This window comes from Okeania sp. KiyG1 (genome assembly GCF_014132355.1).
GTDB lineage: Bacteria > Cyanobacteriota > Cyanobacteriia > Cyanobacteriales > Microcoleaceae > Okeania.
This window is the reverse complement of sequence record NZ_BLZO01000089.1, coordinates 87,284-104,702: the sequence shown is the minus strand read 5'-3', so window position 1 is coordinate 104,702 and position 17,419 is coordinate 87,284. Positions and strand designations below refer to the sequence as shown.

Sequence of the window (17,419 nt, the reverse complement as noted above, 5' to 3'; positions counted from 1 at the left end):
TGATGTCTTGGACCAAGGAATAAAGGGTTTGCCGTTTAACCCTGTAGTGGTTGATCCACTTGCGTTTGACTAGACTTTCAGACCTTCTCGTTCAGTTTGAGTAAGTTTAGTTGAGCGGTAGTTCACAAGTAAAAAATACTATATATCTACCATCCCCAAATTAATGATAGTGAATAATCAACAAGGGGTCAATAATGAAAGTCCCCAATCCCACGGACAAGGAAATTTTCCATTACCAAAAAATGTCTCTAATCCCTTTCGCAATAGCTCGGGACTTTATGGAGAACAAAATTATGACCCCAAAGCTACCCCAAAGGAAGAATCTAGGAGTGATGATATTGTGCCAAGTAATACAGCAAAAATTAAAGTAATAGGTGTTGGAGGGGGTGGCGGCAATGCTGTTAACCGAATGATTGCTAGTGAGGTCTCTGGTATAGAATTCTGGACAGTTAATACAGATGCCCAAGCTCTAACCCTGTCCAATGCTCCTAAACGCTTACAACTTGGACAAAAACTTACAAGAGGCTTGGGAGCAGGGGGTAATCCGGCTATTGGCCAAAAAGCGGCTGAAGAATCTAGGGATGAAATAGCTAATGCCTTAGACCACCCCGACCTAGTATTTATTACTGCGGGAATGGGAGGTGGCACTGGTACTGGTGCAGCACCAGTTATAGCTGAAATTGCTAAAGAAGCAGGGTCTCTGACAGTGGGTATTGTGACGCGTCCCTTCATGTTCGAGGGAAGACGTCGAATTACTCAAGCTGATGAAGGAGTTGCTGCTTTACAAAGTAGAGTTGATACTTTAATCGTGATCCCCAATAATCGTTTGCTATCTGTAATTAATGAACAAACTCCGGTACAGGAGGCTTTTAAGTTTGCAGATGATATATTACGTCAAGGTATACAGGGAATTTCAGATATTATTACTGTGCCTGGGTTGGTGAATGTTGACTTTGCTGATGTACGAGCAGTTATGGCAGATGCAGGTTCCGCGTTGATGGGAATTGGTATGGGGTCTGGGAAGTCTAGGGCAAGAGAAGCAGCAAATATGGCAATTTCTTCTCCTTTACTGGAATCTTCAGTGGAAGGAGCTAGAGGGGTGGTATTTAATATTACTGGCGGAACTGATTTAACATTACATGAAGTTAATACTGCTGCTGAGACTATCTATGAAGTTGTCGATCCTAATGCTAATATTATTTTTGGGGCTGTAATTGATGAGAAAATGCAGGGAGAAATTAAAATTACTGTTATAGCAACTGGTTTTAGTGGAGAAGCACAAATTAATCCTACCCAGGAAATAGCACAGCCAAGACGGTCTATACCAACTCCAACTCCAGCTCCAACTCAAAGCATTGAGCAGGAGAAAAAATTACCAGGATTGGATATTCCTGATTTTCTGCAAAGGCGACGGACTCCACCTTCAAATAGGTAATTATCAAATAAATAGTTATGTAGCTGTAGCAAAAGTTACCATAAATAGAGGTAGTTCAACAATTAATAATTAATAATTAATAATTAATAATTATTAAAAACGGATAGAATTGGTTAAAAGGAAATTTTTTTCTTTATTATCTCCTTAAAAGGGGAGGCTTGAAACTTGATTTTTTGGTCATGAAGGGCGCAAACGTTAACGCTCCGCGATATGTTTGCGCAGCATTCTGTATAGTATGAAACTATAGATTGAGCTAGAGTTTGTCAATATTATGTAGTATTTACGGGCTTTGCTGTATGTATTTACAGCGCAATTAATTTAAGTATACCAGGACTTACGCAAATTGACTTTTAAAGCACCATTTGTAGGGGCGAATGGCATTTGCGCTCCCCAAAGTTCCGCTTTACATGTCGCGGAGCGTTAACGGAGTTATGCGGTAGCAAAACGCCCTAGCCATAAGTAGAGTTTCTGCGTAAGTCTTGTATACTAAACAATTCTTGGAGTTTAGGGAGTAGGGACGTTGCATTCAATGTCCGTAGGTCATAGGTAGTAGGCAGCAGGAGAATGCTTCGATCCATTGCAGTTTATCTATTTGAAAATCTCTATAAAAATAACTATTTACTACTGACTACTAAATTTTATCTTAAATAATGGCTAATTTTATGGCACCAAGTATTCCTGTTGCTTTGACTATTGCTGGATCTGACAGTGGTGGTGGAGCTGGTATTCAGGCAGACCTGCGTACTTTTGCTTTTCATTGTGTTCATGGTACTAGCGCTTTGACTTGTATCACTGCTCAAAATACTTTGGGAGTGAATAGGGTTGATGCTTTGTCCCCAGCAGCGGTAAAAGCACAAATTCAAGCGGTTGTTACGGATATAGGGGTACAAGCAACTAAGATAGGAATGCTATTGAGCCAAGAAATTATTTTGGCTGTAACTGAAGAGGTAGAAGCTTTAAATTTAAAACCATTAGTAATAGATCCAGTGATGGTCTCCCGTGCAGGGGTTCAGTTAATTGATGATTTGGCTGTTGCAGCTCTACAGAGTGTTTTGCTGCCTAAGGCGACTGTTGTTACTCCTAATATTTATGAGGCAGAGATTTTTACGGGTTTAGAGATTAATAACCTAGATGATATGCAGATGGCTGCTAGGAAAATCTATACTTTAGGGGCAAAAACAGTTTTAGTCAAGGGTGGAGCTATGAAGAATGAGTTGCGAGGAGTAGATGTTTGGTTTGATGGAGAGCAGTTTGAGATTTTAAGGACTGCTACGGTGGAGACTAATAATACTCATGGCACTGGTTGTACTCTCTCGGCAGCGATCGCTGCTAATTTAGCTCAAGGGAAAGATTTATTTTCTGCAGTTAAATTGGGTAAGAATTATGTCACAAATGCTTTGGACTATGCTTTAGAAATTGGTCATGGTCAAGGTCCAGTGGGGCATTTTTTTCCTTTATTCATATCATAGGAGTCATAAGTTATAAGTCATAAGTCATAAGTCAGGAGTCAGGAGTTTAGGTGGGGAGGCGTCTGTAGGACGACGTACAGGAGGGAACGAAGATGGAGTTTTCAGGTATTAGGAGGAGAAAGTTTTTTTGTCACGCTCTTATCTTGAGATGATATTACTATTAACCATTTCAAAATATACTTATTTTCTAGAACTACCTAAACGATAGTATTGACCATGTTTCCAATTATAATTTTTACTGCTTTGTTTATTTTCTGCCGTAGATCCTTCTGTTTGTGCCACTGAGGAAGGTACTTTTTTGGTCTCCTCTCTAAATAGAGGAGTTGAACTTTTTAAAAGGTCTCTTTGCACTGCTGCAAAAGCATGACGTACTACTACTGCTATCTCCTTTCTATAATCTTCTTCTGCTTTTTTCGTTTGAAATTTCCAGCCTTCTTGACTAGAAGCATATAATGGTGGGAGACGATTCAGTGCATAAGTTTCTACATCAGCTCGCTTAATATATTTCGCTAACTTTTGAGGCAACAAGGTAATTTGGCGATTTACTTCTTCTGTTACCATCTGTTCCATAACATTAAGATATTTCTTTTTTGAATTAGGCTGAATCATTGCATATATCCTTTGTTCAAATATTTATTTAACCTACCTAGCTGTTTAACCTCAAACTTAGGATAAGAATACTTCTATATTACTAACTTACCTTTTCTACTTGATTTATTCAATTTCCATTATATTAAATTACAATTTGATGTAACGATTTAGTTACATAAACTATAGTTCTTAATAAACTGATAGTTGCTCTCTATCTATAACAAAAACTACTTAAATTTTTAATATTTGGAGTTAAAATTTAGTCGAGAGAAGGAATCGCAATTACAATTAAGTCTTCTATCCTTTTGATATTTGGGTTACCAGCTAAATATCCAATACCTCGATGCAAGTGTAGGCGAAATTGGGCGGCCAAAGTTTCCCGTTCTATGCCTATTCCATCATTATAGCAACGTTGTTTGAGAGCCAATAAAAAGATGTCAGAAAATTCTCCACCGAAAATTCTCCATGTTAATTCTAAATTACTATCAGTAGGGATTGGTACTGGAGAGGGAATGCTTGGTTCTGCTAAAGAGCAACAAAATGCCCAACGACAAAGAATATTCCATTGGTCTATTTTGGTATTACGCTTCAGTTTAGTTAACTGTTCTTTGGCTGTTTGAGAAAGTCGTATTCTTTCAATTGGTGGTTCCATTAAAGGTATTTAAAGTTACCCTTCGAGTAAATGTTATTAAGTTTGATTGTATCACAAGGAAGAAGGAAGAAGGAAGAAGTAAGAAGGAAGAAGGAAGAAGTAAGAAGGAAGAAGTAAGAAGGAAGAAGTAAGAAGTAAGAAGTAAGAAGGAAGAAGGAAGAAGGAAGAAGGAAGAAGGAAGAAGGAAGAAGGAAGAAGGAAGAAGAAAGAAGAAAGAAGGAAAAATATTGCGTTGTCTGAGTTTTAAGTTTTTGATCTGTCTCAACATTTGTTCTGATATTTTGAGATAATAATTGAGTAATAATGTCGTTCTCAAATAAACGAAATATTAATGATAAATATACATAATTTTTTAACTGCTCCTATAGATAAAAAATCAGGAAGAAGGAAGAAGGAAGAAGGAAGAAAGAAAAATATTGCGTTGTCTGAGTTTTAAGTTTTTGATATTTCCCAAAATTTGTTCTGATATTTTGAGATAATAATTGAGTAATACCAATTTTAAAAAAGAATGCTACAAAAAGGTAGACCTTGCTCGGATATGCTTAAAAATAGCTAGTCCAGTTCATTTTAGATAGTTATTTATATTGCTTTTCCCTTTTTTTTAATATTTATCCCTTCTTCCTTCTTTCCTCTTCCTTCTTTTGTACGGACGCCCTTATGCAACGTCCCTACCATTTGTAACAAACATTTATCACGCTTGGTATAATAATGTCGTTCTCAAATAAACGAAATGTTAATGATAGATATACATAATTTTTTAACTGCTCCCATAGATAAAAAAAACAAGAAGGAAGAAGGAAGAAGGAAGAAAGAAAAATATTGCGTTGTCTGAGTTTGAAGTTTTTGATATTTCCCAACATTTTTTCTGATATTTTGAGATAATAATTGAGTAATAATGTCGTTCTAAAACAAACTAAATGTTAATGATAAATATACATTATTTTTTAACTGCTCCTATAGATAAAAAATCTCGTAAAAGGGTGATGTTTTGGTTTAGTCTGAGCATGACTTTTGCTACAATTTATGCTTTGATGACTCTGAAAAAAGCTTTTGCTAGTAGTCTGAGCGTGCAAGATGATGCTAGACAACATATTTTTTGGATGCAGCGTTTTTTTAATCCAGATTTATTTCCCAATGATTTAATTGCTGATTATTTTCAGTCAGTAGCTCCAGCGGGATATACTTTACTTTATAAAAGTGCAGCAACTATAGGAATTAACCCGTTTATCTTTGCTAAAATTATTCCTTTTATTTTGGGTTTAATCTGTACTTACTATATTTTTCAAATATGTTTAGAAATATTACCAGTACCAATGGCAGGATTTATTGCTGCTTTGGTAATGAATCAGGCTATTTGGATGAAAGATGATGTTGCTTCTGCTACTCCTAGAGCATTTGTTTATCCATTTTTTCTGGCTTTTTTATATTATTTACTCCGAGGTTCGTTGCTCAAAATGGGGATAGCGATCGCTCTGGTGGGATTATTTTATCCTCAGTATGTATTTATTGCTTCTGGCATTCTAATTTTGCAACTAATTTACTGGAAAAATGGGAGGTTTCAATTATCATCAGAAAAACGGAACTTTCTATTTTGTGGAGTTGGTTTAAGTACGGCATTTTTTGTTTTATTACCTTACGCTTTAAGTTCTTCAGAATTCGGACCTGCTATTAGTCGTGAAATGGCAATGGAATTAAGGGAGTTTTATCCAAATGGTCGTAGTACTTTTTTTCACGTTCATCCAAAAGATTTTTGGTTAACTGGTAAACGTAGTGGAATGTTTCCTAAGTCTTTATTTACTCCAGCTACTCAATGTGCGGGGTTATTATTGCCGTTTTTATTGACTTTTAAATCTGCTTTTCCTTTAATCAGAAATATTACTAATAGAATTTGGTTGTTAGTGCATCTATTACTGTCATCTTTGGCAATGTTTTTTATTGCTCATGCTTTACTTTTTCGGTTACATCTTCCTAGTAGATATACAGGATTAAGTTTCCGCATAATTATTGCTTTGGCAACTGCGATCGCTCTGACTTTAATTATTGATGCTTTGTTTAATTGGGCAGAAAATAGACAAAAATTTACTGTTAAATTTCAGGGTATTATTTCTTTAGTTTTAACGAGTTTAATTATGGCATCTCTGGTGTTATATCCTGCTTTTGTTAAAGGTTTTCCTTTGGTTAAATATAAGGTGGGTAGAGCTACAGATTTATATAGATTTTTTGAAGCACAACCTGAAGATATTTTGATTGCTTCTTTGGAGGAGGAGGCAAATTTATTACCTACATTTGCTCAACGTTCTATTTTGTTGGGTAGGGAGTATGCTATTCCTTATCAAGTTGGTTATTATAGTCAATTTCGGCAACGAATTATAGATTTAATTGTTGCTCAATATAGTTCAGATTTAGTAGAAGTGAAGAGTTTTATTCAAAGGTATGGAGTTGATTTTTGGATGTTACATCGTGGTAGTTTTACGCCAGAATATGTTGAGGATAATAGTTGGTTAATGCAATATGAATCTGCACAGGAGGCGGTGACTTTTTTGCAGTTAGGATATATTCCTGCTTTGGCAACAACTGTACCTACTTGTACTGTTTTTCAGAATGATAGTTTGTTTGTTTTAGATACTAATTGTATTTATAGGAAGGAATAAGGAAGAAGATTGCTCACACGGATTATGGCACGGATGTACCGATTAAGTTGTTAGTCTTATAGAACTTAGGCAAATTTACTGTTAAACCACCATCTGTAGGGGCGAATGGCATTCGCCCTAACGATGTCAAGGATGGAAAGATTTGACGAGAGAAAAACAACTCTAGTAGGAAAAAATGGTTATTCGCACCGACAATTTTGATATTAGGGAGCAACCATGTTTAGATTGCCCCTACATTTTTATTCGTTAATTATGGAATCTTTAATAACTCTAATTATCAATGAAAAAGTCAGTCGCTTCTAGTGTAGGACTTCCTTGTAAACGGGCAAATAAACCTCCACTACCAAACCCGTTATTACTGCCATTTTGGTTGTAATATAAATTGCCGTTGCTTTGATTGTAAACAATAAAAGCATTACTGTTTCTCGCGGCATTGATACTATCGACAACCTCAAATTCTTGAAGTATACTTCCTGCTAAACTTTCTATTCTGCTGAAAGTTGTTCGAGACAAAACAATGATATCGTCATCTGGCACGAAGTCTACTATTCTATCTGTACCTATATCCCGTCTCCGAAAATTACGACCTGTGTCATAAATAAAAGCATCTGCACCTCCACCACCAATTAAAGTATCATTTCCAGCTCCACCATTAAGGTCATCATTTCCTCCTCCTCCATTAAGTCTGTCTCTACCACCTCCTCCAATGAGAATATCATTCCCTCCCCTAGCTATGAGGTTATCATTTCCTCCTCTGCCATCTAATCTTTCATCTCTATTAGTACCTCTAAGAGTGTCTCTTCTATTAGTTCCTATTCCTCTATCACGTTCTATTCTTGCGTACAAACCTGCTGTTGTTCTGGCGTCTTCTAATACTCGAAATTCTTCTGTAATTGTTTGACCGTTGTCTTGACTAAAGCCTAGTAATCTAATGGTATAGTCTTCTCCTTGATATCTGAAGCTACCATCACTAATTCTACTCACAGGAAAGACAGAATCAGCATTTTCTTCAGGGGTACCAGTATTAGGTGTTGTAACAATATCAAAGTCAAACTCAAAAGATTCAGTACGTCTAGTAGGGTCATATAATTCTAGTTCTATGTCCAGGGGTACTGATTCAACTTCTGTACCAGTCCTAACTGTACCATTAAAGTAGGTTAAATCTCCTACTTTGAACCTTCTATTGAGTTGAGTGGAGAAAGGATTAATGACAAAGCTCAATTCATTTGGATATGTTCCAAAGTCTGCTTCTCCCCATTTGAATGAGTGGGTTTCAACACCTGCAAATACAGGAGAAGAGTTACTTTCCCCTGGAATAGGTTCTCCCCATTTACCATTAAAAAAACCTTCAAATTGAACCATAATGAATAAATTATTTGTATTTGACGAAATATTTTTAATAGCTTAACTCATAAAAAAATATTGTTGACAATATATGCTGGATATTTTTAATATCTGCTTTTACTATCAGTAATCTCGCGGTTGTATCACATCAAATAAATATTATTTAATAGTTGATAATTTACGATAAAAAGAGTATTTCGTTACTCAGGAAAACTATGAGTATGGAAAGATTTTATGAGGGAAAAATCAGTATTTTTTAGGCAGCTCTCACAAAATTAAAATATTTCTGGTTTTGCTCCTGGGAAAAAATCCTGAATGTTCGATCGCCTCTGAGCCTGGAAATTTAGTTGAATAAAAAGTCATGCGTATAGACGAGTAGCGCCATTTAAGTCTGATGATATCAGAATTTTGGTGAGGATGCAACGGAAATTCCTTTGAGCGGCGATTTTTTTTCGGTAGCTTCAGACAATGAAAATATTGGTGATTTTCCACTCAATTGACATGGATGGAAAGATTTGATGAGGAAAAAGTAAGTATTTTTGGAAGCTTCATACAATGAAAATATTTCCAGTATTGCTCCTGGAATAAAATTCCTGAATAGTTCATCGCCTCTGAGCAAGGAATTTTAGTTGAATAAAAAGTCATGCGTATAGACGAGTAGCGCCATTTAAGTCTGATGATATCAGAATTTTGGTGAGGATGCAACGGAAATTCCTTTGAGCGGCGATTTTTTTTCGGTAGCTTCAGACAATGAAAATATTGGTGATTTTCCACTCAATTCAATTGTCATAGATGGAAAGATTTGATGAGGGGTAAGTATTTTTGGAGCTTAATACAATGAAAATATTTCTATTATTGCTCCTGGGAAAAAATTTCTGAATATTCGATCGCGCAGCGGAAGGTCGTTTGATCGCCTCTGAGCCAGAAATTTTAGTTGAATAAAAAGTCATGCGTATAGACGAACAACCCCACTTAAGTCTGATGATATCAGAATTTTGGTGAGGATGCAACAGAAATTCCTTTGAGTCGCGTTTTTTTCTGGAGCTTCATAGGATGAGAATATTGGTGATTTTCCACTCAATTGCCATGTATGGAAAGATTTTTTGATGAGGGAAAAACAAGTATTTTCTCAAGCTTGAGAAAATGAAAATATTTCTATTATTGCTCCTGGGAAAAAATTCCTGAATAGTTCATCGCCTCTGAGCAAGGAATTTTAGTTGAATAAAAAGTCATGTGTATAGGCGAACGACCCCATTTAAGTCTGATGATATCAGAATTTTTGTGAAGATGCAACGGAAATTCCTTTGAGTCGCGATTTTTTAGGAGCTTCAGGGAATGAAAATGTTGGTGCTGAATTTAGGAGGAGAAAGAATAAGAAAGATGAGGGTAGTTATGGCAATTGGAGAATTTTTTTTATGTCCAATTAAGCGGATTTGATATAATTAATAGCAACAGACTATTTAGCTACCTAGTAAAACTATGAATATTGTTTTAACGCCAGACATAGAACAATTTGTTAAAGAGCAAATCAAGAGTGGAAATTATCAGGATGCGCTAGCAGTTATTCGGGAAGGATTACAATTATTGGCAGACAGAGAAAGAATTTATCAAGGAAGATTCCAACAACTTAAACAGGAAGTAGAAATTGGCATCGAAGAATTAAAGCGAGGTGAAATATTTGATGGGGAAGCAGTATTTGATGAATTAGAAGAAGATATTAGACAGATAGAAATTGCAATGGAACAGAGGAAGAAAAATTAAATGGGTAGATATGTTTTTGTTTCTTCCGCACGATTAGATTTAAAGGAAATTAATAATTATCTAGCTCAAAAAAATCCACAAGCGGCAAGAAAATTACAGGCAAAAATTAGAGAAAAGTGCAGGCAATTAGCAGATTTTCCCGGAATGGGGCGTAATCGTGAAGAGTTGGCTTCAGGATTAAGAAGTTTTCCCGTAGATGATTATCTGATCTTTTATTTTCAGGTTCAAAAAAGAATTGAAATTGTAAGAGTTGTGAATGGATATCGAGATTTAGATGCACTTTTTGAGGATGGGGATAATAGTTAATTTACTATTTTGACATCTCAAGGGGTTGAAACACCCTGGATTCTGAGGAATTAATCCTTCTGCTATAGCGATCGCTCCAACCAATTAGAGTATGACAAAGTAATCAGAAAATTATCATTACCGAGAAATTTTGGGTATGCGCCTCTCCTTTTCAGGGGATAAAAAAAAGAGAATGTTCGCCAAGGTCAAGCCTCCTTATTCCAGAGGTACTGATAACTGATAACTGATAACTGATAACTGAAATGACCTTCTGTTCTACTTTCTCCAAGGGAGGGCAAAATTAATTTCAAGAACAAAACTAAATTTCGACCCTTTTTCATAATTTATACTAATTAAATTTATTTTTAATATTATTTGTTTTAATCAAAATCGCCTCATTTTTCGCTAATTATTACAAAATATTTCACGAACTTGCGTTATTTCAGCGATTTGTATCATACTCTGTACATTAAGATATGATGCCAGTGTTATATTTAAATTCAAAAAAAGACCTTTTCAAGAAAGCTATAACCTTGTATTTACGTTAATTGCATCTCAAATCTGCTAATTTTCAGCAGAGTTAGATAACCTCAAAAAAACAAATTTTGAACAAGTATAAATACCATAAGTAATTCTAGCTATTGACAAATAGCAGATAAAGTAAGGTGTAAATTCCAGACACTCAATATCGGTAGTCCTGCAACAGTAATGGTATTGATTGAACTTAGGACAAATTACCTAATGATGTCAGCTACGATCGCCTCAGTTCCAATTAAATAGCTATCAGCATTTTCCGTACCGAAACGCTTTTTAAAAGAAAGAGGATGTATTTAGGTTTCTTTCCTATTCACAGCTTTTTCCACTCTCCATCTTCCCCACTCCCCCACTCAAGAAAACATAGAAAAGTTTTTGAGATTGAGTCCTTCAACAGCAATGCCAACAAAGCAAAAACAGGACTTACGCAAATTGACTTTTAAACCACCATCTTTAAGGGGCGAATGGTATTGGCTAACGCCAAGCTCCGCTAAAGTCCTCGCTATATGTAAAGTCTCTGCGTAAGTCCTGAAAAATATAGGCTACTCTAGAATCATCCAAAAAGTAGCCATAAATTAATAATTTAAAGAAGAGAAAAAATTTAAGATATGGAAGTCGAAGGAAAGGTGAGGGCATATCAAAAGCTTAAAACTCAGACAACGCCAGATTTTTCCTTCTGCCTTCTGCCTTCTTACTTCTGCCTTCTTCCTTCTTCCTTCTTCCTTCTTCCTTCTTCCTTCTGCCTAAATCAAAGCCGCCATCTTCACATCATTAGTTGCCAACAACTCCTGTAACTCATCAGAATCTACAGTCTCCTTGTCAACCAACATCTCGGCCAACTTATCCAAAACATGACGGTTCCCTACTAAAACTTCCTTCGCCCGACGATAAGCTTGCTCTACCAAATTACGCACCTCATCATCAATAGCAGCAGCAGTTTCCTCAGAAAAATCACGCTCCGCCATAATATCCCTACCTAAGAACATATTACCGTTCTGACGACCAAGAGCAACTGGACCAAGGCGATCGCTCATGCCAAACCGAGTCACCATTTGCCTTGCCACACGAGCTACCTGCTGTAAATCGTTAGAAGCACCAGTAGTCACCTCTTCATCACCAAAAATAATCTCCTCAGCAAGACGACCACCCAAAGCTACAGCCATCTGATTTTGTAGATAAGCACGAGAGTACAAACCAGAGTCCATCCGGTCTTCGCTAGGAGTAAACCAAGTCAAACCACCAGCACGACCGCGAGGAATAATACTAATTTTCTGCACTGGGTCATAATCAGGCATCAACGCTCCGACTAAAGCATGACCAGCTTCGTGATACGCTACTAACTCCTTGCGCTTCTCGCTCATTACTCGGTCTTTCTTTTCTGGACCTGCTAATACCCGGTCAATAGCATCATTAACTTCGTCCATAGAGATTTCAGTTAAGTTGCGACGAGCTGCCAGAATAGCTCCTTCATTTAATAAGTTAGACAAATCTGCTCCAGTAAACCCAGGAGTTCGACGAGCAATTTTTTCTAGGTCTACATCTTTAGAGAGACTCTTACCACGAGCATGAACATTGAGAATTTCGAGACGACCTGCATAGTCTGGACGGTCTACTACTACTTGACGGTCAAAACGACCTGGTCGAAGTAGGGCAGCATCTAGAACATCGGGGCGGTTAGTAGCTGCAATAATAATGATACCTGTATTGCCTTCAAAGCCATCCATTTCAGTAAGTAGCTGGTTGAGGGTTTGTTCTCTTTCATCATTACCACCACCTAAACCAGCACCTCGTTGACGACCCACCGCATCAATTTCATCTATAAATACGATACAGGGAGCGTTAGATTTTGCTTGTTCAAATAGGTCGCGGACCCGGGAAGCACCTACACCCACAAACATTTCTACAAATTCTGAACCGGAGATGGAGAAGAATGGTACTCCTGCTTCCCCAGCTACAGCTTTAGCTAATAGGGTTTTACCTGTTCCCGGAGGACCTACTAACAATACTCCTTTGGGAATTTTTGCACCTACTGCTGTGAAGCGATCGGCATTTTTGAGGAAGTCTACTACTTCTGTTAGTTCTAGTTTGGCTTGTTCGATACCTGCTACATCGCCGAATGTAACTTGGGTTTGGGGTTCCATTTGCACTCTAGCTTTGGATTTACCAAAGTTCATCGCTTGGCTACCCGGTCCACTTTGGGCACGACGTAGTAGGAAGAACAGTCCCACCAATAATAGGATAGGGAAGAATAAACTGCTTAATGCTTTGATAAAGAGACCTTCTTCACTCTGAGGCACTACGGAAATATCTACATTATTTTGAGTGAGAATGTTAATTAGGTCAGGGTCATTTGGTAGATTAACCTCGACGACAGTGCCATCAGCTACTTTAACTTTAGCTGTTGTCCGGTCAGCACTTATAATGACTCTATCTACGTTATTATTTTCTATCTGTTGAATGAACTGACTATATTTCCAGGGTTCGAGAGTTTGAGATTGTTGCTCGAAGAATGTTGTTGCTAAGGCGATGACTACAATTGCCAATAAGGCATATAGGCCAGCATTTCTCCACCTTTTGTTATTCACTAGGGTCGCTCCTTCTTATCTTTTTATACTATTGGGACTATTTTTTAATCCAGGTATATTAACTTATGTTAACTGATTTCTCATATAATACCACAGTGGTTAGAGTACATAATGTTGTTCGGCGATCAAGTAATATCATGTCCGAATTAACAGTTATAAATAAATGACGGAGGAGTCAGGAGTCAACCCACCCCTCGCCCCGACCGTGGAGGGGAAGTCAGGAGTCAGGAGTCAACCCACCCCTAACCCCGACCGTGGAGGGGAAGAAAGAAGAACAACTGGAGTTGAAGGAGAAAGAGATGATTTTTGTCAGAGATAAAATTATCAAGCTAAAAATAATCTTGTTTGGGTATTTCTCTGGGTGAAGGTGAGGCAATTACTAAAAGACAAAATAAAAATCAAGACAGTCAAGACAATCGGATTTTGGCTTGTTACGAAGCTATTAAAAATCAACCTTATGCTGCTGAAGTTTACGAAGAACTAGGGGATGTCTGTTATTCCCAAGGTCAAATTGAAAAGTCTATTCGTTCTTACCATAAAACTTTGGCAGTAGTTTATGCAAAGCTAGGCAAAATTTATTTCCAAAAAGGTCAACTAGAACAGGCGATCGCTTACTATCAAAAAGTTATTACACTTGAACCAAAATCGGCAGCTATATATTGGAGTATTGGTCAGATTTTACAGCAACAAGGTAGATTATTTGAGGCTAAGATTTATCAGCAAAAAGCATTAGAAATAAAACCCGATTTAATGATAAAATCTTATGCTTTGAATCAGCTCGATCTTAAAGTTACTTCTTACTTAACTTGGGAAAATGGATTTTTTATTGAAGCTGGAGCAAATGATGGGATAAGTCAAAGTAATACTTTATATTTTGAGAGGTACAAAAATTGGCAAAGTATTTTGATAGAGGCAATACAAGAGTTAGTAGAAAAATGTAGAATTAATCGGTCTAAGTCAGTGGTAGAAAATTATGCTTTGGTTCCTTTTAATTATGGTCAGGATTATATAAAAATGTACTATTGTAATCTCATGTCTTTTGTTGATGGAGCGATGGAGTCAGAGGAGGAAAAAAAGTTCACTTAAAAGCGGGTTGTCAAGTTCAAAATATTAATCATAGTTATGAAATTAATGTACGAGTAAGGACATTAACTGCAATTCTTGACAAGTATGGAGTTGAAAATATAGATTTGTTTTCGTTGGATGTTGAAGGTTTTGAATTAGATGTGTTGCAAGGTATTGATTTTGATAAATACCAATCAAAATTTATGTTGATAGAAGTACGTTATGGAGATAGAAAAGCAATTGACTCTTTTTTAAGACCATTATATGAACCTGTTGCAGTATTATCTAATTGTATAAATCAGGCTTTACCGGAAAGGTCTCATCAAGATATTTTATATAAAGCGACATAAGCATTTAGCGGTCAGCAGTCAGCTATCAGCTTTTATTACCTTATAAGCATTTAGCGGTCAGCAGTCAGCTATCAGCTTTTATTACTTTGAAAGGAGGAAAAAGTAGAAGAAAGAATAATTGAAATATTTTCCAGAATTAAAAGTTTGTCAGCATTCAGCACTCAGGTATCAGCTATGAGCTTTATTACTTTATAAGCATTCAGTACTCAGCAGTAATTTATCAGCTTTTATCACTTTGAAAGGAGGAAAAAGTAATTGAAATATTTTCCAGAATTAAAAGTTTTTCAGCATTCAGTACTCAGCAGTAATTTATCAGCTTTTATCACTTTGAAAGGAGGAAAAAGTAATTGAGATATTTTCCAGAATTAAAAGTTTATAAGCATTCAGCACTCAGGTATCAGCTATGAGCTTTATTACCTGATAAGCATTCAGTACTCAGCAGTAATTTATCAGCTTTTATCACTTTGAAAGGAGGAAAAATAATTGAGATATTTCCCAGAATTAAAAGTTTATAAGCATTCAGCACTCAGGTATCAGCTATGAGCTTTATTACCTGATAAGCATTCAGTACTCAGCAGTAATTTATCAGCTTTTATCACTTTGAAAGGAGGAAAAAGTAATTGAGATATTTCCCAGAATTAAAAGTTTCTAAGCATTCAGTACTCAGCAGTAATTTATCAGCTTTTATCACTTTGAAAGGAGGAAAAAATAATTGAGATATTTCCCAGAATTAAAAGTTTATAAGCATTCAGCACTCAGGTATCAGCTATGAGCTTTATTACCTGATAAGCATTCAGCACTCAGCAGTAATTTATCAGCTTTTATCACCTTGAAAGGAGGAAAAAATAATTGAGATATTTCCCAGAATTAAAAGTTTATAAGCATTCAGCACTTAGGTATCATTTATCAGCTTTATTACCGAAAAATTGTGGTCTAAAGCCTCCCCTTTTAAGCAGATAAAAAAAGAGTATATTCCTTATGTCAAGCCTCCTTATTCCAGAGGTACTGATAACTGATAACTTAAATGATCTTTTCCTTCTTCCTTCTTCAAAAAATCTTTAGTTGAACTGTATTGCTCTGTAGACTTATCTACTTTCTTCCTTCTTCCTTCTTCCCTCTTCCTTCTTCCTTCTTCTCTATTAAACTAAAAATGACTCAATTTAAATTAACAACTCCTGTAGTTCTAATTATATTTAACCGACCAGATACAACGGCAAAAGTATTTCAGGCAATTCGTCAAGTAAAGCCTCCTCAATTGTTGATAATAGCTGATGCTCCTCGCCTCGATAAACCAGGAGAAGTTGAGAAGTGTATGGCAGCAAGAAATATAATTAATTTAGTTGATTGGAAGTGTGAAGTTTTAACTAATTATGCTGAAGTTAATTTAGGTTGTAGAGAGCGTGTTTATAGTGGGTTAAATTGGGTTTTTAGTTTAGTAGAATCAGCAATTATTTTGGAAGATGACTGCGTACCTCATCTAAGCTTTTTTCGATTTTGTCAGGAGTTATTAGAAAGATATCAAGATAATAATAAAGTAATGGCTATATCTGGAGATAATTTTCAGTTTGGTAATAATACTACTGAACATAGTTATTATTTCTCTCGCTATCCCCATTGTCGGGGTTGGGCAACTTGGCGAAGAGCATGGGAAAATTATGATAATCAAATGCAGTTATGGCCAGAATTTAGGGATAGTAATTGGTTGGAAAATATTTTCCAAAATACTCAGACAGTTAAATATTGGTCGCAGATTTTTCAGGATAATTATCAAGGGTTTAACACTTGGAATTATGCTTGGCTATTTACAGGTTGGGTGCATGGCAAATTAACAATTATTCCTCAGAGAAATTTAGTTTCTAATATTGGTTTTAGCCCAACAGCTACTCATACTAAAGATGTAAATAGTAAGTTTGCTAATATGTCTGTGCAGGAAATGATTTTTCCTCTAAGTCATCCTCCCTCTATTATTCGTAATATTCAAGCTGACGAATTTACAGAAAAAACAATGTTTAGTGGTAGTTTACAGTTTCAAAATGTTCATTGCAAAGTTTGTGGTTCTATATCTTATAAATTTGATACTGCTAAGGTTTTAAATAAATATAATGTTGACTATTTTCAATGTTCTAATTGTGGGTTTGTACAAACGGAAAATCCTTATTGGTTGGCTGAAGCTTATAGGGAAGCAATTGCTAGTAGTGATGTGGGTTTAGTGTCTAGAAATCAGAATTTTTCTTTGACTACAGAAAATTTGATTCTCAACTTCTTTAATGCTGATGGTAAATTCCTAGATTATGGTTGTGGGTATGGTTTATTTGTCCGCATGATGCGTGACTTAGGATTAGATTTTTATGGATATGATAAGTATTGCCAAAATATTTTTTATCAAGGATGGGAAGGAGAAATAAATAGGGAGCAAAAATATGAAATAGTTACAGCTTTTGAAGTGTTTGAACATTTCATAAATCCTCTGGCAGAAATTGAGAAAATACTGCAACAAACTAGAAATATTTTATTTAGTACACAGCTATTGCCGTCTAATAATCCTCATCCTAATGATTGGTGGTATTATGCTCTGGAAGAAGGTCAACATATTTCTATATTTACTAAAAAGCATTATCTGTAATTGCTCAAAAGTTTAAACTTAACTTATGCTCGGATGGGGAATCTTTGCATCTATTAACAGAGAAAAATTTATCA

General features: G+C 36.0%; 14 protein-coding genes. 10 read left to right on the top strand and 4 right to left on the bottom strand.

The window, feature by feature from the left end; translation table 11 throughout:
- The first annotated feature begins 163 nt into the window (after positions 1–163).
- The gene (ftsZ, locus tag SAGCYANO_RS20400) at positions 164–1,435 is read left to right on the top strand and encodes a cell division protein FtsZ (RefSeq protein ID WP_202221734.1); all 1,272 of its coding nucleotides are present in this window, start codon (positions 164–166) and stop codon (positions 1,433–1,435) included.
- A 662-nt stretch (positions 1,436–2,097) separates the two neighbouring features.
- Entirely contained in the window at positions 2,098–2,904 is an 807-nt protein-coding gene (thiD, locus tag SAGCYANO_RS20395; RefSeq protein WP_237396414.1) for a bifunctional hydroxymethylpyrimidine kinase/phosphomethylpyrimidine kinase, read from the top strand.
- Positions 2,905–3,084: 180 nt separating this feature from the next.
- Here the strand turns inward: thiD and SAGCYANO_RS20390 are convergent, their stop codons facing one another.
- Both SAGCYANO_RS20390 and dndE read right to left on the bottom strand, forming a co-directional pair.
- On the bottom strand, positions 3,085–3,474 hold the full coding sequence (locus SAGCYANO_RS20390; protein WP_255502632.1) for a late competence development ComFB family protein: 390 nt from the start codon (positions 3,472–3,474) through the stop codon (positions 3,085–3,087).
- A gap of 280 nt (positions 3,475–3,754) precedes the next feature.
- The gene (dndE, locus tag SAGCYANO_RS20385) at positions 3,755–4,147 is read right to left on the bottom strand and encodes a DNA sulfur modification protein DndE (RefSeq protein WP_202221732.1); all 393 of its coding nucleotides are present in this window, start codon (positions 4,145–4,147) and stop codon (positions 3,755–3,757) included.
- Here dndE and SAGCYANO_RS20380 point away from each other — a divergent pair.
- Positions 4,135–4,278 carry a hypothetical protein gene (locus tag SAGCYANO_RS20380; protein ID WP_237396410.1) on the top strand — a complete coding sequence of 48 codons (144 nt, stop codon included), beginning with the start codon at positions 4,135–4,137 and terminating at the stop codon, positions 4,276–4,278. The two genes, dndE and SAGCYANO_RS20380, sit on opposite strands and share 13 nt — an antisense overlap.
- Positions 4,279–5,064: 786 nt before the next feature.
- A complete protein-coding gene (locus SAGCYANO_RS20375) occupies positions 5,065–6,798 on the top strand; it encodes a hypothetical protein (RefSeq protein WP_202221730.1) in 1,734 nt (577 codons plus the stop codon).
- Positions 6,799–7,068: 270 nt separating this feature from the next.
- On the opposite strand, the gene SAGCYANO_RS20370 is transcribed toward SAGCYANO_RS20375, so the two are convergent.
- On the bottom strand, positions 7,069–8,160 hold the full coding sequence (locus SAGCYANO_RS20370; protein WP_202221729.1) for a choice-of-anchor K domain-containing protein: 1,092 nt from the start codon (positions 8,158–8,160) through the stop codon (positions 7,069–7,071).
- A 1,461-nt stretch (positions 8,161–9,621) separates the two neighbouring features.
- Here SAGCYANO_RS20370 and SAGCYANO_RS20365 point away from each other — a divergent pair.
- Positions 9,622–9,903, top strand: a complete 282-nt coding sequence (locus SAGCYANO_RS20365) for a type II toxin-antitoxin system ParD family antitoxin (RefSeq protein ID WP_202221728.1) — start codon at positions 9,622–9,624, stop codon at positions 9,901–9,903.
- A complete protein-coding gene (locus tag SAGCYANO_RS20360) occupies positions 9,904–10,209 on the top strand; it encodes a type II toxin-antitoxin system RelE/ParE family toxin (protein WP_202221727.1) in 306 nt (101 codons plus the stop codon). It abuts the gene before it with no gap.
- A gap of 1,256 nt (positions 10,210–11,465) precedes the next feature.
- Here SAGCYANO_RS20360 and ftsH3 read toward each other — a convergent pair.
- Entirely contained in the window at positions 11,466–13,307 is a 1,842-nt protein-coding gene (ftsH3, locus tag SAGCYANO_RS20355) for an ATP-dependent zinc metalloprotease FtsH3 (protein WP_202221726.1), read from the bottom strand.
- Between the two features lie 163 nt (positions 13,308–13,470).
- On the opposite strand from ftsH3, the gene SAGCYANO_RS20350 reads away from it, so the two are divergent.
- From SAGCYANO_RS20350 to SAGCYANO_RS49375, 4 genes are all read left to right on the top strand, one after another.
- A complete protein-coding gene (locus tag SAGCYANO_RS20350) occupies positions 13,471–13,626 on the top strand; it encodes a hypothetical protein (protein ID WP_202221725.1) in 156 nt (51 codons plus the stop codon).
- A gap of 26 nt (positions 13,627–13,652) precedes the next feature.
- The gene (locus tag SAGCYANO_RS20345; RefSeq protein WP_202221724.1) at positions 13,653–14,393 is read left to right on the top strand and encodes a tetratricopeptide repeat protein; all 741 of its coding nucleotides are present in this window, start codon (positions 13,653–13,655) and stop codon (positions 14,391–14,393) included.
- Positions 14,394–14,416: 23 nt separating this feature from the next.
- Positions 14,417–14,722 (top strand): FkbM family methyltransferase, encoded by a 306-nt coding sequence (locus SAGCYANO_RS20340; protein WP_202221786.1) that lies wholly within the window; start codon positions 14,417–14,419, stop codon positions 14,720–14,722.
- Positions 14,723–15,872: 1,150 nt separating this feature from the next.
- A complete protein-coding gene (locus tag SAGCYANO_RS49375) occupies positions 15,873–17,345 on the top strand; it encodes a class I SAM-dependent methyltransferase (protein WP_307785942.1) in 1,473 nt (490 codons plus the stop codon).
- Positions 17,346–17,419 lie beyond the last annotated feature (74 nt).

What these genes read in the sequence shown, in the direction of transcription:
- thiD (WP_237396414.1), top strand. Translation starts at nt 2,098, where the DNA reads ATGGCACCAAGTATTCCTGTTGCTTTGACTATTGCTGGATCTGACAGT.
- SAGCYANO_RS20375 (WP_202221730.1), top strand. Translation starts at nt 5,065, where the DNA reads ATGTTAATGATAAATATACATTATTTTTTAACTGCTCCTATAGATAAA.
- ftsZ (WP_202221734.1), top strand. Translation starts at nt 164, where the DNA reads ATGATAGTGAATAATCAACAAGGGGTCAATAATGAAAGTCCCCAATCC.
- dndE (WP_202221732.1), bottom strand. Translation starts at nt 4,147, where the DNA reads ATGGAACCACCAATTGAAAGAATACGACTTTCTCAAACAGCCAAAGAA.
- SAGCYANO_RS20370 (WP_202221729.1), bottom strand. Translation starts at nt 8,160, where the DNA reads ATGGTTCAATTTGAAGGTTTTTTTAATGGTAAATGGGGAGAACCTATT.
- SAGCYANO_RS20390 (WP_255502632.1), bottom strand. Translation starts at nt 3,474, where the DNA reads ATGGAACAGATGGTAACAGAAGAAGTAAATCGCCAAATTACCTTGTTG.
- SAGCYANO_RS20350 (WP_202221725.1), top strand. Translation starts at nt 13,471, where the DNA reads ATGACGGAGGAGTCAGGAGTCAACCCACCCCTCGCCCCGACCGTGGAG.
- SAGCYANO_RS20365 (WP_202221728.1), top strand. Translation starts at nt 9,622, where the DNA reads ATGAATATTGTTTTAACGCCAGACATAGAACAATTTGTTAAAGAGCAA.
- SAGCYANO_RS20360 (WP_202221727.1), top strand. Translation starts at nt 9,904, where the DNA reads ATGGGTAGATATGTTTTTGTTTCTTCCGCACGATTAGATTTAAAGGAA.
- SAGCYANO_RS49375 (WP_307785942.1), top strand. Translation starts at nt 15,873, where the DNA reads ATGACTCAATTTAAATTAACAACTCCTGTAGTTCTAATTATATTTAAC.